Source organism: Streptomyces sp. NPDC126497 (assembly GCF_040302425.1).
Taxonomy (GTDB): Bacteria; Actinomycetota; Actinomycetes; order Streptomycetales; family Streptomycetaceae; genus Streptomyces.
In genome coordinates this window covers 1-17,706 of record NZ_JBEORT010000024.1, presented here as the reverse complement: position 1 = coordinate 17,706, position 17,706 = coordinate 1, and the positions used below count along the sequence as shown (strand labels likewise).

The window sequence follows — 17,706 nt, the reverse complement described above, 5'->3', positions numbered from 1 at the left end:
GCCCCGGGCTCGGTCCCGGGTTCAGTCCCGGGGAAGCAGCGGTCCGAGCGGCCCGAGGTCCAGATTCAGGTCCTCGGGCCGCAGCCCGTAGCGGTTCCGCAGTTCCGCCATACGGTCCTCCAGGAGCATGAGGGTGAGCCCGACCCGCTCCTCCTGCTCCTCGCTCAGGTCTCCCTCGTCGAACCGGCGCACCGCCTGTCGCTCCATGAGCTGGCGCAGCAGTTCCACCACGGTGAGCACCAGCTTGATCAGATCGCGTTCGACCGTGTCCGGCTCGAGGTCCAGGCTCGTGCGCCGGCCGCCGTGCGGCTCGACGGGCCGCCCGCCGTCGGACGCGGCCGTCACGGCGAGTCCTCGAAGGGCGAGGGGACCTGCGCGTTCACCGAGCTGATGAGCGCGTTGAGGTCGATGCGGACCAGGTCGACGTCCGCGATGCGCAGCGTGATGTCGCCCTTGATGACGACTCCGCCGGCCAGAAGCCGGTCGAGCAGGTCCACCAGGGCTATCTCGCGGCGTTCGACGACGGTCACGGGCCCTCCTCCTCGGCGATCCCCTCACCGGCGAACGAGTAGGCCGCCCAGGGGCCGGTGAGTTCGACGCGTATCCCGGGAGCGTCGTCCTTGACGCGGTCCACCTCTTCCACGAACTCCTCGGACTTCACGCGGGGCACCAGATAGGCGGCGTTGAGCACGTTGCGCCCGGAGGCGCCGGAGAGCGTGGGGTTCTGCGGCGCGTGCAGCCGGGAGTCCTCGGCGGCTCCGGAAAGGGTCTCGTGCAGCCGGGTCGCGAACGTCTCGGCCCGCTGCCACAGATCGTCCTGTGCCTTCGTCCGCATCCGCCGCTGCCGCAGGTAGTCCCGGCCGGACACCGGCTTCGCCGCGGGCGCGGCGGGAGCCTCCGGCGTCCGGTCCGACTCGACGTAGACCTTGACGCCCCACTCGACCCGGCCCTCCAGCCGGTCCAGGGTGCGCAGGAAGCCCTCCTCGCGCGCCTCCATCATGGTCCGTACTCCGCTGTCGTCGCGGAACACGGTGCCGAGCCGCAGCGGCAGCGGGGTCGTGACGGTGGTGAGCGCGTCGATCACGCCCTGGTGGGCGCGGGCGACCGCGGTCAGCCAGTCGAGGTCCTCCAGGTGCGCGCGCAGCGGCTCCTCGGCGAAGTCCGCCTCGGGCACGTGGCTGACGACCGCCACCAGGCCGTGGTGGGGCAGCAGCCGGGGCGGATCGCCTCCGACCCCGGTCAGCTGCGCCTGGAGCGGTGTGCCGTAGGGACGGCAGACCGCGTAGACGTACCGCAGGCCGGTCACGGACCCTCCTCCTGTGCTCGGCGGGGCTCGAGCCCCAGTTCCTCCAGCCGGGCCAGCCGCTCACGCAGCTCCGCGTTCTCCCTGGCCAGTTCGTCGCGCCGGGCGCGCGAGGACAGCGCCGGGTCGGACTCCCACCAGTCGATCCCCATCTCCTTCGCCTTGTCGACGGAGGCGACGACGAGGCGCAGCTTGATGGTGAGGAGTTCGATGTCCAGCAGGTTGATGCGGATGTCCCCCGCTATCACGACGCCCTTGTCGAGCACCCTCTCCAGGATGTCGGCGAGATTGGCGCCGCTGCCCTGGCCGTACGGCTCGGGAAGTCGGCTGGGGGTCGTCATCGGCGGCTCCGGCCCTCGGGCTGCTCGTCCTCGTACTCGGCCTCGGCCTCGTCCTCGTACTCAGCCTCGGCCTCGTCCTCCGGGTACTCGTCCTCCTCGTACCCGTCCTCGGGCTCCTCGGGCTCCTCGGCTGCTTCGTCCTCGGCTCCTTCGTCCTCGGACTCCGGCTCGTACTCCTCCTCGGGTTCCGTGTCGGCTTCGCCCTCGGCCTCGTCCTCGTACCCGTCCTCGGGTTCCTCGTCGTACTCGTCCGACGGCGCCTCGCCCTCCTCCTCGGCGGGGCCTTCCTCCTGCTCCTCCTGCTCCTCCTGCTCCTCCTGCTCCTCGGCGGAGCCTTCGTCCTGCTCCTCGGCGAGGGCGTCCTCGTGGCTGCGGACGACCTCGCCGTCGCGGATCTCGCCCCGCCAGCTGTCCTCCGCCTCGCCCTTGAGGGTGATGAAGCGGGCGAAGTGCTTCAGGTCGAGCCGGGCGCGGCGGCCCTGGGCGCGCCAGATGTTGCCCGTCTTCTCGAAGAGACCCGAGGGGTAGTACTCGATGACCAGCAGCACCCGGGTGAGGTTGTCGGCGAGGCGGTGGAAGGAGACGACACCCCTCGTCGTGCCCTTGGCGCCCTCCGAGGACCAGGCGATGCGGTCGTCGGGGACCTGCTCGGTGGTCTTCGCCTTCCAGCTGCGGTTGGACCACCAGATCTTCGCCTGCCAGTCCGACGTGGTGTCGTCGGACTTGTTGGCGCTCTTGACGCCCTTGGCGAAGGTGCTGAAGTCCTGGTACTGGGTCCACTGGTCGTACGCCGTGCGCAGCGGGACACCGACGTCGACGTACTCCATGATGACGGTGGGCTTCTGGCCGGCGGACTTCTTGCGCTTGCCCTTGCCGCCGCCTCCCAGACCCTTGAGCGCGCCCATCACGTTGTCCTTGGCGCGTGAGGCGCCGAGTTCGACGGCGCTGCGCAGCGGACCCTTGCCCTCCGCGATCTTGCGGCCGCCGTCGAGGGCGAGCTTGGCGAAGCCCGGGCTGTTGCCCTCGGCGATGTCGTTGAGCTTGTTCGTGGTCTCGCCGAGCTTGTGGCCGAGGCCGGTCAGCAGCCGGGTGGCCTGGGCCGCGAGGTAGTCCTGCAACTCGGCCTTGAGCCGGTCGGCGGCCTCGCTGTGGGCCACGTCGGCGAGCGGGTTCTTCGCCGCGCCGTTCTGTGCGGCGGAGCCGGCCCGTCCGAGGGTCTCGGCCATCACTCACCGCCTCCCTTCGCGGTGCGGGAGCCGCGGGAGGCGGCGGCGGTCTTCTTGGCGGCCGTCTTCCGCGCGGGGGCCGTCTTCTTCGCCGCCGCCTTCTTCGCGGGGGCGGCCTTCTTCCCCGGCGTCTTCCTGGCGGCCGCCTTCCCGGCCGGCCGTTCGGGGGCCGGCTCGTCCTCGTCCCGCGACTCCCGGTCCTCCGCCCCGGTGTCCTCCTCGGCGTCCTCGGCGTGTTCCTCGTCGGCGTCGCCCTTCGGACCGCCGCCCGCCAGCCGGTCCCGCATGTCGGCGGTACGGCCGTGCAGCCGGTCGGCGAGGGAGCCGAGCTGCCGCTCGACCAGCGCGCCGGAGGCGGCCTTGCCGACGCCCCGCAGCTCACCGCGGAGCTGGTCGCCGACCTCCTTGAACTGCGGGTTGTCCCGCAGCTGCTGGGACACCAGGTCGGCGACCACCCGCGGGCTGAGGTTCAGCTTCTTGCCCGCCACCAAGCCTCCGACGGCGAGGGCCATCTTCAGTTTCTTGGTCCGCCCGAGGAGATATCCGGCCCCGATCGCGAGGCCCAGTCCCGTTCGATTCACTGTCCTGCCGTCCCATCCCCCGCACCGGTGCCCGTCGCGGTCTCCAGCCGGTCGAGGAGTTCGTCCTCCTGACGGTCGAACTCCTCCTCGCTGATCTCCCCGGCTTCCAGCTGCTCCTCCAGCCGGGCCAGTTCGGCACGTATCGTGGCGGGGTCGTAGTAGATGCGTTCCGCTTCCTTCAGCACCTGCCTGATGGCCCAGCCGCTGCCGCGTACCGGTGCGAACGGCAGCAGCAGCACCTCCGAGATCAGGCCCATGTCGTCACCCCGCTTCGGCGTCCGTTCCGCCGGCCGCGGCGCCCGCCGGCTCGGCCGGGCCGGCCGGGCCGGGCTCGACGAAGCTGTACGGCGGCAGCGGGCCGTTCAGACGCACTTCGAGGTGGGGCATGTCCGTGCGGACCCGCTCCACCACGGCCAGGAACTCCTCCGCCTCCTCCCGCTTCACCAGGTAGGAGACGTTGGCGAGCCAGCCCGTGGACTCGGGGCCCACGCTGACGGCGTCGGCCACCCCCTCCAGTGCGTGCTCCAGCGCGGCGCCGTCCTCGGACTCCTTGGCCTTGACCGCCGCGGCGACCATCTCGCCGAGCCGGATCTTGTCCTCGTAACTTCCGCCCCCGGCCTTCCGGTTGGCCTCCGCGAGGGCGCGGATCTCCGGGTTCCCGGCCATCACGTGGTGCAGGACGGCGTCCTCGACGTGGTTGGCCTTGACGTTGTACTCGACCCGGTCGTCCAGCGCGCGCAGCCGCTCCAGGTAGTGCTCGGCGCGCTCGGCGAGCACACCGGTGACGGCGTCGTCGTCCGGGGCGACGCTGCCGAAGCGCATGGGCAGCACGCATCCGGCCGCGCCGATCTCGCTGAGCACGTTCTGGTGGGCGAGCAGTTCCCTGCGCTTGGGGCGCAGCCCCTCGGGCGCGTCGCTGACGACGGCCGCCAGCTCGCCCTCGCGCAGGATGCGCACCGGGCGCGACGGATCACCGACGCCGCCCATGCCCTCGGGCAGTGACGGGTGCGACGCCGCCGTGATGCCGTAGACGTAGGTGCTCACTCCTGTTCCTCCTTACGACGGGCGGCGGTGCTCTTGCGGGCCCGCGGACGCGACTCGGTCTCGCGCTCGGAGTCGCCCTCGCGCGCCTGCTTGAAGGCGCCGGAGATGGTCTCGGCGGCGCCGGACAGCGCGCCCTTGGACTTGCCGCGGGCGCCGGACTCGGTGACCTCCCCGACGATCTCGGGCAGGCCCGGGCTCTTGCGGGGCCCGGCCTCCAGGTCGAGCCGGTTGCACGCCTCGGCGAAACGGAGGTACGTGTCGACACTGGCGACGACGACACGGACGTCAATCTTGAGGATCTCGATGCCGACCAGGGACACGCGCACGAAGGCGTCGATGACGAGCCCCCTGTCCAGGACGAGCTCGAGCACGTCGTAGAGGCCGCTGCTGCCGCCTCCACCGCCGGTCTGCTGTGCCGGTACGACTGTCATTCCGGCTGTCCCTCCTTGTCTGTGGGTGTGGATGTGGGTCCGGCCGGGCGGCCTAGTGGCCGCCGGACCTGCGCGCGTCGGCGCGTCCCCGCTCGTAGCGGCGGACCCGCCGGTAGCCGGTGAGCTGCCCGTCCCGGTCCAGCTCGACCTGGTAACTCGCCATCAGGCTCATCGTGTCGGGCACCCGCTCGAGCTCGAGGACCTCGACCTCGAGCGCCCAGCCCTCCTCCGTCTGCTCGAAGGACGACACGGACTCGGCTTCCATCCCGGTGAGCTCCGCGAGCTGGCCGCGCGCCTGGCGCAGCACCTCCATCGGGCCCGGCCGTTTGGCGCTTCTCCCGCTCTCCGTCGACTTGTGGGTTTCCTGTGAGTCCTGGGTTTCCTGTGAATCCTGTGACTCTTCGGTGTTTTTCGTGTTCGACATGGCCACCTCCCCCTTCGTGTGGCCGCAAGTCTGTTCGCCAAACCTCCGTGCGCCGGGCCGATCTCCACGGCCGGGCATCGTGCCCGGCCGCAGGGGTGCGAGCGCCGTTCAGCCCCGCAGGGCCGCCAGCCGGCGGCGGGCGGGGCCCAGGGCGCGGCCCCGGCGCGGCAGGTCCGCCCACGGGTCGGTGCGGATCTGCTCGACGGCGTCGGCGACGGTCCAGCGGCGGGCGTGCAGCTCCGGATCGTCCAGCTGGTCCCAGGAGACGGGCGTGGCGACGGGGGCGCCGGGCAGGGCCCGGACGGTGCAGGGGGCCACCGCGGTCTGCGCGTAGGCGTTGCGCTGCACGTCGAGGTAGAGCCGGTCGCCGCGGTCCTTCTTGCGGGCGGCGGTGGTGAGCCGGTCGGGGTGGGCGGCGGCGAGGGTGTCGGCGACCTCGCGGGCGAAGGCGCGCACGTCGTCGAAGCCGTGGCCGCCGCTCAGCGGCACGATCACGTGCAGGCCCCGGGAGCCGGTGGTCATCAGCGCCGAGGGCAGGTCCAGCTCGTCGAGCAGCTCCCCCAGCAGCCGGGCGGCCTTGCGCACCGTCTCGAAGTCGTCGCCGGAGGGGTCGAGGTCGAAGACCAGCCGGTCCGGCCGGTCGATCCGGCCGGTGCGGGACAGCCAGCGGTGCAGGGTGATGCCGGCCTGGTCGACGAGGTGGAGGAGGGTGGCGGTGTCGTCGCACACGGTGTGCGTGACGGTGCCGCCCTCCTTGGGGACCTCGGCCCGGGTGATCCAGTCGGGGTAGCCGTCCGGGGTGTTCTTCTGCATGAACGCCGGGCCGTCGATGCCGTCCGGGCGCCGGTCCAGCATCAGCGGGCGGCCCCGCAGGTGCGGCAGCATGAACGGGGCGACGGCCCGGTGGTAGTCGACGAGGTCGCCCTTGGTGTACTCCCCGGTGCCCCCGGCGCCGGGGAAGAGCACCTTCCCCGGCCGGTGGATCTCCAGCGAGCGACGGCCGGCCCGTACGGTGCGCGTGCCGTCGTCGCTCACGACACGACCGCCTCCCCCACCAGCAGCCGGCCGGCCGCCGCGATCGACTCGGCGTCGATCCCGGCGGCGTGCAGCTGCTCGTCCGGGGAGGCCGACCCCGGCATGGTGCGCACGCCCAGCCGCACCAGGCGCGGCACGGGGCTCCCGTCGGCGAAGGCCTCCGCGACCGCGTCCCCGAGGCCGCCCTCCGGGTGGTGGTCCTCCACCGTCACCAGGCAGCCGGTCTCCTCGGCGGCCGTGCGCAGCGTCTCCCGGTCGACCGGCTTCACCGAGTACAGGTCGATCACCCGTACGGTGATGCCCTCCCCCTCCAGCGCCTCCGCGGCGGCCAGCGCCTCGGGCACGGTGACGCCCGCCGCGACGAGGGTGAGCCGGTCGTGGTCGGAGGAGCGCAGCACCTTGCTGCCGCCGACCGGGAACTCCTCGTCGGGGCCGTAGATCACCGGGCCCGCGCCGCGCGAGGTGCGCAGGTAGCGGACGCCGTCGAGGTCGGCCATGGCGGCGACCAGCCGTGCGGTCTGGTTGGCGTCGCACGGGTACAGCACGGTCGAGCCGTGCACCGCCCGCATCATCGCCAGGTCCTCCAGGCCCATCTGGCTGGGGCCGTCCTGGCCGATGGCGACGCCCGCGTGCGAGCCGACGAGGTTGATCCCGGAGCCGCTGACCGACGCCATGCGGACGAAGTCGTGGGCACGGGTGAGGAAGGCCGCGAAGGTGGCGGCGTACGGCGTCCAGCCGCGCGCGGCGACGCCGACCGCCGCGGCGACCATCTGCTGCTCGGCGATGTAGCACTCGACGTAGCGCTCGGGGTGCTCCTTGGCGAAGGCCTCCGCGCGGGTGGAGTCGCCGACCTCCCCGTCCAGGACGACGACGTCGCCGCGTGCGGTGCCGAGGGCGGTCAGCGCCTCACCGAAGGCGTTCCGGGTGGCCACCTCCTCGCCCTTGTCCCAGCGGGGCAGGTCGGGGGTCCCGGTGCGCCGGTCGGGCGGTGCGGCGCCGGCGGACGGCGGCTGCACCCGGATGCGCAGGTCGCGGGTCCCGCCGAGTTCGGCGACGGCCTCCTCGGCCTCCGGCAGCGGTTTGCCGTGCAGGCCCTCGCGGTCCTGGACCGCCTCGACGCCCTTGCCCTTGAGGGTGCGGGCGAGGATCGCGGTGGGCTGGCCCCTGGTGGACAGGGCCTCCCCGTAGGCGCGGTCGACGGCGTCCACGTCGTGGCCGTCCACCTCGACGGTGTGCCAGCCGAAGGCCTGGAAGCGGCGGGCGTAGGCGTCCAGGTCGTGGCCGTGCCGGGTGGGGCCGCGCTGGCCGAGGCGGTTGACGTCCACGATCGCCGTGAGGTTGTCCAGGTTCTCGTACGCGGCCTGCTCGGCGGCCTCCCAGACGGAGCCCTCGGCCAGTTCGCTGTCCCCGCACAGCACCCACACGCGGTAGTCGGCGTGGTCCAGCCGCTTCCCGGCCAGCGCGATGCCGACGCCGACGGGCAGTCCCTGACCGAGCGAGCCGGTGGCCGTCTCGACCCAGGGCAGCCGCCGGGGGGTGGGGTGGCCCTCGAGGCGGCTGCCGTCCTTGCGGAAGGTGAGCAGTTCCTCGTCGTCGACGGCGCCGACCGCCTTGTAGGTGGCGTACATCAGGGGCGAGGCGTGGCCCTTGGAGAGGACGAAGCGGTCGTTGCCCGGGTGGTCGGGGCGCTCGAAGTCGTAGCGGAAGTGGCGGGCGAACAGCACGGCCGTCAGGTCCGCCGCGGACATCGAGGACGTGGGGTGCCCGGAACCCGCGGCGGCCGCGGCGCGGATGCTGTCCACGCGCAACTGCTGCCCGAGTTCGACGAGTTCACCGGTGTTCATGAGTCTCCTTCGGAAGGTCGGTCGGTGCGCTTGACGGGGCCGGGCGCGACGTCGGGGCCGGGCGGCGGCTGATCGGGCGGCGGGGCGACGGCGGGCCGCTTCTCCGCCGGCTCGCCGCCCGGCCGGTTCCTCGCCGGCTCCGGGCCCGTCCGGGCGGCCTCCGGCGGGTGCGTCCCGTCCCCGGGCGGCTGTCCCCGCCCCGGCCCGCCCGGCACCCGCGCCACTTCCGGCGACGCCGTGTCCAACGGCACCGACCAGGACCGTACGAGCCCCAACTGGACCGCCTGGCGCGGCAGTACGGCGTCGAGGAGCCAGTCGGCGGCCACCCGGACCCGGTTGCCCGGCATCGCCGCCAGGTGGTAGCCGCGGGTGACCGCGCCCGCCGCCGCCCCGGACAGGTTCACGCCGAGCGGGTTGGCGGCGGCCTTCACGCCGCCCAGGTCCACCACGAACCCCATGTCCTTGTGCCGGTAGGCGCGCCGCTCGCCGTCGCCGAACGAGGCGGCGATGTTGTGCGCGCACACCTTGCCCTGCCGCCAGGCGTGCTGTGCGGTCATCGGGGTGTACGAGCCTGGCTTCTCCAGATCGGGCACCGCGGCCGCGTCCCCGCAGGCGAACACCTCCGGCCGGCCCGGCACCTGCAGGTGCGGGTCGACGAGCAGCCGGCCGCGTTCCATGGGGAGTCCGAGGGACTCGGCGAGCGGGTCGGGGCGGACGCCCACGCACCACACCAGGGTGCGGGTGCCGACGAACTCCCCGTCGGTCAGCAGCACCCCGTCGTGCGTGGCCTCCTTCACGGAGGTGCCCATCCGCACGTCCACGCCCCGTTCCCGCAGCACGGTGTCGGCGGTGCGGGAGAGCCGTTCGTCGAGTTCGGGCAGGACCCGGTCGGCGATGTCGAGGAGCAGCCAGCGCGGCCGCGCCCCGGTCCGCATCGGGCGCCTGGCGACCTGCGCGTCGGTGAACAGCTGCCCGTGCGCGGCGACTTCGGTGCCGGTGTAGCCGGCGCCGACCACGACGAACGTGCAGCGGGCGGCGCACCGCTCGGGGTCGTCGGTGGCGGCGGCGAGCTCCATCTGCCGGGTCACGTGGTCACGCAGGTACAGGGCCTCGGGCAGGCCGCGGAAACCGTGGGCGTGCTCGGCGACACCGGGGATCGGCAGCAGCTTGTTGACGCTGCCGGCCGCGAGGACCAGCCGGTCGTAGTCGAGGGTGCCGCCCTCGCCCTCGGGCCCGGTGTAGTGCACCCGGCGCGCGTCGAGGTCGATGCGGTCGGACTCCCCCAGCACCAGCTTCACGTGCGGCAGCGTCCCGGAGAGGGAGACGGTGACCCGGCGGGGTTCCAGGATGCCGGCGGCGACCTGGGGCAGCAGGGGCAGGTACAGGAAGTAGTCGGTGGGGTTGAGCAGGACGATCTCGGCGCGGCCACGGGCCAGCCGGGAGAGCGTCCGGGCCGTGCGGTACCCGGCGAAGCCGGCACCGACGATCACAATGCGGGGTCGACTCACGGTTCGCCTCCGGCGCTGTCGCGTACGTCGGGAGACTTCCGCGTCCCCCCGGCCGGGGCCGCCAAACGTCCCGCCGGTTTCCGCCGGGCCCCCCGGGTACCCGGAGCGGGACCCGGAACGCCCACGTCACGGAGGCGACCCCCATGCCCGAGTACGGCTACTTCCTCTCGTGCGAGCAGTACGGTCCCGCCGAGCTGATCGAGCAGGCGCGGATGGCCGAGCAGGCCGGCTTCCAGGCCCTGTGGATCTCGGACCACTACCACCCGTGGAACGACGAGCAGGGGCAGAGTCCGTTCGTGTGGTCGGTGATCGGCGCGCTGTCCGAGGCGGTGTCGCTGCCGGTGGGCACGGCGGTGACCTGCCCGACCGTGCGGATGCACCCCGCGGTGGTGGCGCACGCGGCGGCCACGGCCGCGGTGATGTCACCGGGGGGGTTCCGGCTGGGCGTGGGCACCGGCGAGGCGTTGAACGAGCACATCCTCGGGGACGCCTGGCCGCCCGCGCACGTGCGCCTGGAGATGCTGGAGGAGGCGATCCAGGTGATGCGCAGGCTGTTCACCGGCGAGGAGGTCAACCACCACGGCACCCACTACACGGTGGAGAACGCCCGCCTGTACACCGTGCCGGACGGGCCCGTCCCGATCGACATCTCGGGCTTCGGGCCGGCGGCGACCAAGCTCGCCGCCCGGGTCGGCGACGGGTACGTCACGATGATGCCGGACGCCTCGATGGTGGAGCAGTACCGCAAGGGCGGGGGCGGCGGGAAGCCGGTCAGCGGCGGCACCAAGGTCTGCTACGGCACCGACCGCGACGCGTGCGTGCGCACCGTGCACAGGCTGTGGGCGAACGAGCTGCTGCCGGGCGAACTGGGTCAGGTGCTGCCGTCGCCGAAGCACTTCGAGCAGGCGCAGACCCTGGTCACCGAGGACATGGTGCGGGAGAACCGGGTGTGCGGCGACGACGTGGACGAGCACGTCGCCGAGCTCCGGCGGTTCGCCGACGCGGGCTTCGACCGGATCTACGTCAACCAGATCGGGCCCGACCTGCGCGGCTTCTTCGACTTCTACCGCACCAAGGTGCTGCCGCAGCTCCAGCGGACCGGCTGAGCCGGGCGTGCGGCCCGCGCGGTCCGGTGCCGGAGGTCACGCCGGGGCCCCGGCCGCCACGAAGGCCGCGCCGCCCCCGGCCGGAGGCGGCGCCACCGGGTTCCTCCGGCCGGTCAGCCCCGGCGGGAGGAGGCGTCGGGGTCGGAGTCCGGCCGCGGCGGTACGACGCCGGCGGTGGGCGGCGCGGACGGCACCGGCGGGACGGGGGCCGAGGGACCACCGGACGCGGTGGCCTGCGCGGGAACGCTCCCGGACGCCGTGGGCCGGGCCGCGCCGCGCAGGGCGTGGGCCAGCGCGCCCAGGGCCACGGCCGTGATCAGTGCGGCGGCCCAGCCCGGCAGGACCAGGTCGAGGGCGAGGCCCAGGGCCAGTGACACGGCGGCGCCCGCGTACAGGGCGGCGGCGCCGGATCCGGCGTACAGGGCGGCCCTGCGGCGCTGCCCCCGCGCCTGTTCGCGCAGTTCGTCGCGCACGGCCTCGCGGGCCGCCCGCGCCAGTTCGTCGACCAGGTGCCTGTCCAGGTGCTCCGAGGGCTGCATGGGCGTCGGGTACCCGGGCCCGGGGGCGCGTAACGCCCGCGGGCCCGGGGCGCGAAGACCCCCCGCGCCCCGGCCTTCCGGCCGGGCCGGCCCCAACTAGGCTCGTCCCCATGGAGATTCTGGGTGCCACACTGCGTGTCTGCGTCGACGACCTCGAGACCGCCATCCCCTTCTACGAGCGGCTGGCGGGCGGCAGGGCCCTCCGGTTCGAGCGGGGCGGCGTGCAGGTCGCCGCGGTCGGCTGCTTCCTGCTGATGAGCGGTCCCCCGGCCGAACTGGACGTGCTGCGCAAGGTCGCCGCGACCCTCGCGGTCAAGGACGTCGAGGAGACCCGGCAGGTGCTCGCGGAGATGGGCGCCGACATCCTGGCGGGCCCGCTGCCCACGCCCGTGGGCCGCAACCTCATCGCACGGCACCCGGACGGCACGGTCTACGAGTACGCGGACCGCCGCTCCTGACGCGGCCGGTCGCGACGCGGACCGTGTCCGGGAGCCGTACCGGCCCGGCAGCGGCCCGCCCGGCGACCGCGTGAACGGGGGCTCCACGCGCCGGGGCCGGGCGTCAGCGCCCCTTCGTCATCTCGCTGGTGAGCGCCCAGCGCTGGTGGTCGCGCCAGGCGCCGTCGATGAAGAGCATCTTCGGGGAGAAGCCCTCCAGGCGGAACCCGCAGGCGCGGGCGAGGGCGATGGAGGCGGCGTTGCCGGGCTGTACGTTGATCTCCAGGCGGTGCAGCCGCATCGGGCCGAAGGCGTACCGCACCACCAGGTCCAGGCCCTCGCGCATCAGCCCGCGGCCGGCCGCGTGCGCGAAGGCGCCGTAGCCCAGCGCACCGCACAGGAAGCCGCCCTCGACGATGTTGTTGATGTTGATGAACCCGGCGAGGGCGCCGTCCGCCTCCTTCTCGCAGACCAGGAACCCCGCCTTGGTGGGATCCCCGATCAGCCGTCCCGCGTACGCGGCGTACGCGTCCTGGCTGTCCGGCGGGAACAGCCAGGGGTGGTGGAGGTCCTTGCTCTCCCGGGCGCGGGCGGTGAACTCGGCGCCGTCCGCGTGGGTGAAGTGGCGGAGCCCCACGCGGCGGCCTTCGGCGAGGTAGCGGGAAGCGGTGTGCGGCACCCTGCCACCCTACGGCGGGCCCGCGCGCGGCGCGGGCCGGTCAGCTCAGCGCCGGTTCGTCCAGGGTCAGCGTGCCCGCGTCGGCGTCGAGTTCCGCCGTGACGCCGAACGGGACGGTGAGCGCGTCGTCGCAGTGCCCGAACCCGAACTGCTCGGCCACCGGCACCCCGAGGCCGCCGAGCCGGTCGGCGAGCAGCGCCCGCACCCCGTGGTACGGCTCGCACCGGGCCCAGGAGCCCAGCAGCAGCCCGGACACCCCGTCCAGCCAGCCGGCCCGCAGCAGCTGGGTGAGGTGGCGGTCGAGCCGGTAGGTCGCCTCCCCCACGTCCTCCAGGCACAGCAGTCCGCCGCGCGCGGAGGGCCTGGCGTGCGGGGTGCCGAGGTCGGCGGCGAGCAGGGAGAGACAGCCTCCGAGGGTGACCCCGCGCGCCCGCCCGGGGACGAGCGGGGTGCCGTCCGAGGCGAGGGTGCGCGCCGTCTCGGGGGCGAAGAGGGTGGCCCTGAGGTGGTCCTGGGCCCGCGCGCTCTTCACGAAGTCGACGCCGGCGGCCATCGGCCCGTGCAGGGTGACGAGGCCGAGCCGGACCGCGAACGCCTCGTGCAGCGCGGTGATGTCGCTGAACCCGACGAACACCTTCGGCCCGGCGGCCCGCATCGCCGTCCAGTCGAGCAGGTCGACCATGCGCTGCGCGCCGTAGCCGCCGCGGGCGCAGATCACCGCGTCGACGGCCGGGTCGCACCAGGCGGACTGCAGGTCGGCGGCCCGGTCGGCGTCGCCGCCCGCGAGGTAGCCGAACGTGCCGTCGCGGTCCAGGACGTGGGGGCCCACCACGGGGTCCAGGCCCCAGCCGCGCAGCAGGTCGAGTCCGGCCCGCAGCCGTTCCTCGGGGACCGGGCCGCTGGGCGCGACCACGGCCACCCGGGCGCCGGGGGCGAGCCGGGCGGGCCGCCGCAGCGGTCGGACCCGGTTCACCGGCCGAGCCCCAAGGTCGGGACGCCGGCTGCTCCCAGGCCGAACACCTGGGCGTACAAGGAGAGTTCGGCCTCCAGGGCGCGCACCATGGTCTCCGCCCTCCGGAAGCCGTGCCCCTCCCCCTCGAAGGTGAGGTACGCGTGCGGCACGCCCCGGCCGGCCAGCCGGGCCAGGAACCGCTCGCACTGCGCGGGCGGGCAGATCACGTCGTCCAGTCCCTGGAGCATCAGGAACGGCACGGTGAGCCGGTCGGCGTGCGCGGCGGGCGAGCGCTCCGCGTACCGCTCGGGCACCTCGGCGTGCGGACCGATCAGGCTCTCCAGGTACCGGGACTCGAAGTCGTGGGTCCCTCCCGCGCTCCAGCCGGTGAGGTCGAGCACCGGATAGCTGATGGTGCCGCAGGCGTAGACGTCGGTCGTGGTGAGCGAGGCGGCGGCGGTCCAGCCGCCGGCGCTGCCGCCGCGGACGGCGAGCCGGTCGCGGTCGGCGGCGCCCTCGTCGGCGAGGGCCAGTGCGACGGCGGCGCAGTCCTCGACGTCGACCACGCCCCACTGCCCGCGCAGCCGGTCGCGGTACTCCCGCCCGTACCCGGTGGAACCGCCGTAGTCGACCTCGGCGACGCCGATGCCGCGCGAGGTGAAGTAGGCGATCTCCAGGTCGAGCACGAGCGGCGCCCGGCCGGTGGGGCCGCCGTGCGCCCGGATCACGTACGGGGGGCGTTCGTCCGCGGGACCGGAGCAGTCGGGGTGGTGCGGGGGGTACACCCGGGCGTGGATCTCCCGGCCGCCCGGCCCGGTGAACGTGCGGACCCGCGGCTCGGGGTAGTACGCCGGGTCCACGGCGTCCTCGTGGCGGGCCCCGATCACCCGGGCGTGCCCCGTCCGGGTGTCCAGTTCCACCACCTCGGGACCGCTGCGCGGGCCGGCCCCGACGGCGACGACGCGTTCGCCGTGGGCCGCCACGAAGGGCGCGAACTCCGTCCAGGGACCGGCGGCGTCGACGACCTCGCAGGTCTCGGGGTCGAGGATGCCGAGCGCGGACGCGCCCTTGCCGTGCAGGACGGCGATCAGTCCGCCGTCCAGCGGGGCGAACCAGCGCAGGCCCAGGTTCCACAGCGGTCCGCCGAACTCCTCCTCGCGCGGGCAGACCGGCTCCCCGTCCCGGTAGAGGTTCCACCAGCCGGTGCGGTCGCTCGCGTACAGCAGCCGGCCGTCGTGGGTCCAGTCGGCCTGGGCGACGGACTCCTCGGGTCCGCCGGCCACCGTGCGGGCGCCGTGCAGGGTGCCGTCGGCGGCGACGTCGGCGACGAGCAGCTCGGTGCCGTCCCACGGCATGCGCGGATGGTCCCAGCCGATCCAGGCGGCGCGCCGCCCGTCCGGCGCGAGACGCGGCCCGGTGACGAACCGGTGCCGTCCGTCGCTCAGTTCCCGCACGGCGCCCCGGTCGCCGGCGGCGGAGCCGTCCAGCGGTACGGCGGCCAGGACGCGGCGTACGTCGCCGGGGCCGTCGCCGGTGAACTCCTCCAGGACGCACCACACCTCGCCGCGTTCCGGCAGGAGCACCGGCTCGGCCCAGCGCAGTCCCTGCCCGACCGGGGACACCGGGGTGAGCGGGCGGGGCTCGCCGCCCGGCTCGTACCGGTAGAGGCGCTGGTCGGCGAAGTGCACGAACACCACGAGCGGGACACCGCCGCGCACGGTGCCGGCCCAGGGCCGGCCGCCGTACTCGATGACCCGGCTCCGCACGTTCCACGGCGCGGGCAGGACCGGCTCCTCGGTGCCGCCGGCGTGCCGCCGCACCAGGGCGCGCCGGCCGCCCTCGGCGGGCCGGGGCTCGGTCCACCACACCTCGTCGCCGACGAAGTCCGCGAACTCGGGCCTGCCGTCGTGGGCCGCGGCCGTGGCCGCGTCGATGGGCGAGGGCCACTCGCCGTACGCCAGGATCCGCACCGGCTCCCCCTTCGTTCAGGCCGTCCGCAGGAACCGGTCGAGGACGTGGACGCCGAAGTGGAGCGCATCGACCGGGACGCGCTCGTCGACCCCGTGGAAGAGGGCCTGGTAGTCGAAGCCCTCCGGCAGCCTCAGCGGCGCGAACCCGTAGCCGGTGATGCCGAGCCGGGAGAACTGCTTGGCGTCCGTGCCGCCCGACATGCAGTACGGCACCACGTGCCCCTCGGGCGCGAACTCCTCGACGGCGGCCCGCATCCGGGCGTACGTCGGCGAGTCCAGCGGCGCCTGGAGCGCCACCTCGTGGTGCTCGAACTCCCAGTCGACGTCCGGACCGGTGAGCCGGTCCATGGTCGCGCGGAACTCGTCCTCGGTGTCCGGCAGATACCGGCCGTCGACGTGCGCCACGGCTTCCCCCGGGATCACGTTGACCTTGTAGCCGGCGTCGAGCATGGTCGGGCTGGCGCTGTTGCGGAGGGTGGCCTCGACGAGCTTCGCGGCCGTGCCGAGCTTGTCGAGGAGCGTGTCCGCGTCGGTCAGGTCCGCCTCGATGCCGTAGAGGGCGGCGAGTTCGGTGAGCGCGGCCCGCACCGTCGGGGTGAGCCGCAGCGGCCACTGGTGCTCGCCGACACGGGTGACGGCGGCGGCCAGGCGGGTCACCGCGTTCTCCCGGTTGACCTTGGAGCCGTGCCCGGCCCGGCCGCGCGCGGTGAGCCTCATCCAGGCCGTGCCGCGCTCGCCGGCCGCGATCGGGTAGATCTGCCGCCCTGCGCCGTCGTGGAAGGTGAACGCGCCCGACTCGCCGACGCCCTCGGTGCAGCCCTCGAAGAGGTGGGCGTGCCGGTCGGCGAGGAAGCCCGATCCGTCCTCGGCGCTGGCCTCCTCGTCGGCGGTGAACGCGACGACGATGTCCCGCCGGGGCCGCACGCCCTCCCGCGCCCAGGACCGCACCACGGCCAGGATCATCGCGTCCATGTTCTTCATGTCGACGGCGCCACGCCCCCAGACGACCCCGTCGCGGACCTCCCCGGAGAACGGGTGCACGCTCCAGTCGGCGGCCTCGGCCGGGACGACGTCCAGGTGCCCGTGGACCAGCAGCGCGTCGGCCGACGGGTCGGTGCCCTCCAGCCGGGCGACGACGTTGGCGCGGCCCGGCGTGCGTTCGAGGAGCACCGGCTCGAGTCCCGCCTCCGCCAGCCGTGCGGCGGCGTACTCGGCGGCGGGCCGCTCCCGGCAGTCGCCCCCGCCCCTGTTGGTCGTGTCGATCCTGATCAGGTCGGACGTGAAGGTCACGACCTCGTCCAGGGCCGGCTCGTCAGCCATACTGCTCCTCCACTGCGGCCGAGGCGATCGTGGTGACCGCCTTGAAGGTGCGGATCCCGTCGTACATGGTCCCGCTGGTGTACGCGATCCTCCGCTCACCGGTGCGGGTCACGCCCGGCACGACGGTGACGGCCATCGCCAGGTGCTCGGCGTCGAACTCGACCGCCACGGTGAAGGGCCCGCCGTCGACGGGCTCGTGGCGCACCGCCAGCGCGGCCGCCCCCTCGGCCGCCGCGCGGATGTCGGCGGCCGTGCGGGCCGGGGTGCGGCACACGGCCGCGTACCGGGACACGTGGTCCTTGACGGCGACCTTCAGCGCCTCGGGCGCGTAGCCGAGCGCGTCCTCGCAGGCGACGTCGTCCCCGGTGACGAGGACCACCGGCACCCCGTACTCGGCGACCACGAGCGCGTTGAGCAGACCCTCGCTGGCCCGTACGCCGTCGACCCACACCCCGGTGACGGAGTTGGCGAGGAAGGTGTGCGCGAGGACGCCCTCCATGCCGGCGCCGGCGTGGTAGCCGACGAACGCGACGCCGTCCACGTCGCCGTACTGGACGCCCTCGACCATGGACAGGGCCTTGTGCCGCCCGGTGAGCATCTCGGCGCGCTCGTCCAGCCGTTCCAGCAGCAGGTTGCGCATGGTCCAGTGGGCCTCGTTGACCAGCACCTCGTCGGCGCCGCCGTCGAAGAAGCCCCGCACGGCGGCGTCGACGTCCGAGGTGAACAGCGACCGGCACCGCTCCCACTGGGGAGTCCCCGGCAGCACGTCGGCGGGCCAGGTGACACCGGTGGCACCCTCCATGTCGGCGCTGATGAGGATCTTCATGCGGCACACGCTACGTGGTCCCGCAGAACCCCGGCCAGCCCGTGGACGGCTCCCGCCCGCCCGGTCGCCCGGCACCCGGCGCGCCGCGCCGTCTCCGGCGGCGCGGCGCGTGCGTCCGTCCGGGCGCGTCCCGCCCGGCG

At 74.1% G+C, this 17,706-nt stretch carries 21 protein-coding genes; 2 read left to right on the top strand and 19 right to left on the bottom strand.

Annotated elements, in window-relative coordinates; genetic code table 11:
- Positions 1–21: 21 nt before the first annotated feature.
- The 13 genes from ABTY20_RS13800 to ABTY20_RS13740 all read right to left on the bottom strand — a co-directional run bounded on the left by ABTY20_RS13800 (position 22) and on the right by ABTY20_RS13740 (position 9,719).
- Positions 22–345 (bottom strand): gas vesicle protein K, encoded by a 324-nt coding sequence (locus ABTY20_RS13800; protein WP_351997195.1) that lies wholly within the window; start codon positions 343–345, stop codon positions 22–24.
- Positions 342–530: a gas vesicle protein gene (locus ABTY20_RS13795; RefSeq protein WP_351997194.1), complete on the bottom strand. Its 189-nt coding sequence runs from the start codon at positions 528–530 to the stop codon at positions 342–344. Before ABTY20_RS13795 ends, ABTY20_RS13800 begins: the two co-directional genes overlap by 4 nt.
- Complete coding sequence (locus ABTY20_RS13790) at positions 527–1,306, bottom strand: GvpL/GvpF family gas vesicle protein (RefSeq protein WP_351997193.1); 780 nt, start codon at positions 1,304–1,306, stop codon at positions 527–529. Before ABTY20_RS13790 ends, ABTY20_RS13795 begins: the two co-directional genes overlap by 4 nt.
- The gene (locus ABTY20_RS13785; protein WP_073931262.1) at positions 1,303–1,644 is read right to left on the bottom strand and encodes a gas vesicle protein; all 342 of its coding nucleotides are present in this window, start codon (positions 1,642–1,644) and stop codon (positions 1,303–1,305) included. Before ABTY20_RS13785 ends, ABTY20_RS13790 begins: the two co-directional genes overlap by 4 nt.
- Positions 1,641–2,870, bottom strand: coding sequence for an SRPBCC family protein (locus ABTY20_RS13780; protein ID WP_351997192.1), 1,230 nt, complete (start codon positions 2,868–2,870; stop codon positions 1,641–1,643). The genes ABTY20_RS13785 and ABTY20_RS13780 overlap by 4 nt, the downstream gene beginning before the upstream one ends.
- Complete coding sequence (locus ABTY20_RS13775) at positions 2,870–3,451, bottom strand: DNA primase (RefSeq protein ID WP_351997191.1); 582 nt, start codon at positions 3,449–3,451, stop codon at positions 2,870–2,872. The genes ABTY20_RS13780 and ABTY20_RS13775 overlap by 1 nt, the downstream gene beginning before the upstream one ends.
- Positions 3,448–3,708, bottom strand: coding sequence for a gas vesicle protein GvpG (locus tag ABTY20_RS13770; protein ID WP_351997190.1), 261 nt, complete (start codon positions 3,706–3,708; stop codon positions 3,448–3,450). The genes ABTY20_RS13775 and ABTY20_RS13770 overlap by 4 nt, the downstream gene beginning before the upstream one ends.
- 4 nt (positions 3,709–3,712) lie before the next feature.
- A complete protein-coding gene (locus ABTY20_RS13765; RefSeq protein WP_351997189.1) occupies positions 3,713–4,495 on the bottom strand; it encodes a GvpL/GvpF family gas vesicle protein in 783 nt (260 codons plus the stop codon).
- On the bottom strand, positions 4,492–4,926 hold the full coding sequence (locus tag ABTY20_RS13760) for a gas vesicle structural protein GvpA (RefSeq protein ID WP_149550888.1): 435 nt from the start codon (positions 4,924–4,926) through the stop codon (positions 4,492–4,494). The genes ABTY20_RS13765 and ABTY20_RS13760 overlap by 4 nt, the downstream gene beginning before the upstream one ends.
- A 52-nt stretch (positions 4,927–4,978) precedes the next feature.
- Positions 4,979–5,350, bottom strand: coding sequence for a gas vesicle protein GvpO (locus tag ABTY20_RS13755; protein WP_351997188.1), 372 nt, complete (start codon positions 5,348–5,350; stop codon positions 4,979–4,981).
- A 108-nt stretch (positions 5,351–5,458) separates the two neighbouring features.
- Positions 5,459–6,385 carry a non-homologous end-joining DNA ligase gene (gene ligD, locus ABTY20_RS13750; RefSeq protein WP_351997187.1) on the bottom strand — a complete coding sequence of 309 codons (927 nt, stop codon included), beginning with the start codon at positions 6,383–6,385 and terminating at the stop codon, positions 5,459–5,461.
- Entirely contained in the window at positions 6,382–8,229 is a 1,848-nt protein-coding gene (locus ABTY20_RS13745) for a transketolase (protein ID WP_351997186.1), read from the bottom strand. Before ABTY20_RS13745 ends, ligD begins: the two co-directional genes overlap by 4 nt.
- Positions 8,226–9,719, bottom strand: coding sequence for an NAD(P)/FAD-dependent oxidoreductase (locus tag ABTY20_RS13740; protein WP_502991805.1), 1,494 nt, complete (start codon positions 9,717–9,719; stop codon positions 8,226–8,228). The genes ABTY20_RS13745 and ABTY20_RS13740 overlap by 4 nt, the downstream gene beginning before the upstream one ends.
- Before the next feature lie 161 nt (positions 9,720–9,880).
- Here ABTY20_RS13740 and ABTY20_RS13735 point away from each other — a divergent pair, with 161 nt between their 5' ends.
- Positions 9,881–10,843 (top strand): LLM class F420-dependent oxidoreductase, encoded by a 963-nt coding sequence (locus ABTY20_RS13735; protein ID WP_351997184.1) that lies wholly within the window; start codon positions 9,881–9,883, stop codon positions 10,841–10,843.
- Positions 10,844–10,956: 113 nt separating this feature from the next.
- Here the strand turns inward: ABTY20_RS13735 and ABTY20_RS13730 are convergent, their stop codons facing one another.
- Positions 10,957–11,382 (bottom strand): phage holin family protein, encoded by a 426-nt coding sequence (locus ABTY20_RS13730; RefSeq protein ID WP_351997183.1) that lies wholly within the window; start codon positions 11,380–11,382, stop codon positions 10,957–10,959.
- A 110-nt stretch (positions 11,383–11,492) separates the two neighbouring features.
- Between ABTY20_RS13730 and ABTY20_RS13725 the strand changes: the two genes are divergently transcribed.
- Positions 11,493–11,840: a VOC family protein gene (locus ABTY20_RS13725; protein ID WP_351997182.1), complete on the top strand. Its 348-nt coding sequence runs from the start codon at positions 11,493–11,495 to the stop codon at positions 11,838–11,840.
- Positions 11,841–11,943: 103 nt separating this feature from the next.
- On the opposite strand, the gene ABTY20_RS13720 is transcribed toward ABTY20_RS13725, so the two are convergent.
- Genes ABTY20_RS13720 through ABTY20_RS13700 form a run of 5 tightly spaced genes read right to left on the bottom strand, consistent with a single transcriptional unit; the run spans position 11,944 to position 17,566 of the window.
- Complete coding sequence (locus ABTY20_RS13720; RefSeq protein ID WP_351997181.1) at positions 11,944–12,498, bottom strand: GNAT family N-acetyltransferase; 555 nt, start codon at positions 12,496–12,498, stop codon at positions 11,944–11,946.
- Positions 12,499–12,538: 40 nt separating this feature from the next.
- Entirely contained in the window at positions 12,539–13,471 is a 933-nt protein-coding gene (locus ABTY20_RS13715) for a S66 peptidase family protein (RefSeq protein ID WP_351997180.1), read from the bottom strand.
- Positions 13,468–15,420 carry a prolyl oligopeptidase family serine peptidase gene (locus tag ABTY20_RS13710; protein WP_351997179.1) on the bottom strand — a complete coding sequence of 651 codons (1,953 nt, stop codon included), beginning with the start codon at positions 15,418–15,420 and terminating at the stop codon, positions 13,468–13,470. The genes ABTY20_RS13715 and ABTY20_RS13710 overlap by 4 nt, the downstream gene beginning before the upstream one ends.
- Before the next feature lie 15 nt (positions 15,421–15,435).
- The gene (locus tag ABTY20_RS13705; protein WP_351997178.1) at positions 15,436–16,740 is read right to left on the bottom strand and encodes a M20/M25/M40 family metallo-hydrolase; all 1,305 of its coding nucleotides are present in this window, start codon (positions 16,738–16,740) and stop codon (positions 15,436–15,438) included.
- Entirely contained in the window at positions 16,733–17,566 is an 834-nt protein-coding gene (locus ABTY20_RS13700) for a M55 family metallopeptidase (protein ID WP_351997177.1), read from the bottom strand. The genes ABTY20_RS13705 and ABTY20_RS13700 overlap by 8 nt, the downstream gene beginning before the upstream one ends.
- Positions 17,567–17,706 lie beyond the last annotated feature (140 nt).

What these genes read in the sequence shown, in the direction of transcription:
- ABTY20_RS13785 (WP_073931262.1), bottom strand. Translation starts at nt 1,644, where the DNA reads ATGACGACCCCCAGCCGACTTCCCGAGCCGTACGGCCAGGGCAGCGGC.
- ABTY20_RS13780 (WP_351997192.1), bottom strand. Translation starts at nt 2,870, where the DNA reads ATGGCCGAGACCCTCGGACGGGCCGGCTCCGCCGCACAGAACGGCGCG.
- ABTY20_RS13770 (WP_351997190.1), bottom strand. Translation starts at nt 3,708, where the DNA reads ATGGGCCTGATCTCGGAGGTGCTGCTGCTGCCGTTCGCACCGGTACGC.
- ABTY20_RS13760 (WP_149550888.1), bottom strand. Translation starts at nt 4,926, where the DNA reads ATGACAGTCGTACCGGCACAGCAGACCGGCGGTGGAGGCGGCAGCAGC.
- ABTY20_RS13755 (WP_351997188.1), bottom strand. Translation starts at nt 5,350, where the DNA reads ATGTCGAACACGAAAAACACCGAAGAGTCACAGGATTCACAGGAAACC.
- ABTY20_RS13745 (WP_351997186.1), bottom strand. Translation starts at nt 8,229, where the DNA reads ATGAACACCGGTGAACTCGTCGAACTCGGGCAGCAGTTGCGCGTGGAC.
- ABTY20_RS13735 (WP_351997184.1), top strand. Translation starts at nt 9,881, where the DNA reads ATGCCCGAGTACGGCTACTTCCTCTCGTGCGAGCAGTACGGTCCCGCC.
- ABTY20_RS13730 (WP_351997183.1), bottom strand. Translation starts at nt 11,382, where the DNA reads ATGCAGCCCTCGGAGCACCTGGACAGGCACCTGGTCGACGAACTGGCG.
- ABTY20_RS13725 (WP_351997182.1), top strand. Translation starts at nt 11,493, where the DNA reads ATGGAGATTCTGGGTGCCACACTGCGTGTCTGCGTCGACGACCTCGAG.
- ABTY20_RS13705 (WP_351997178.1), bottom strand. Translation starts at nt 16,740, where the DNA reads ATGGCTGACGAGCCGGCCCTGGACGAGGTCGTGACCTTCACGTCCGAC.
- ABTY20_RS13700 (WP_351997177.1), bottom strand. Translation starts at nt 17,566, where the DNA reads ATGAAGATCCTCATCAGCGCCGACATGGAGGGTGCCACCGGTGTCACC.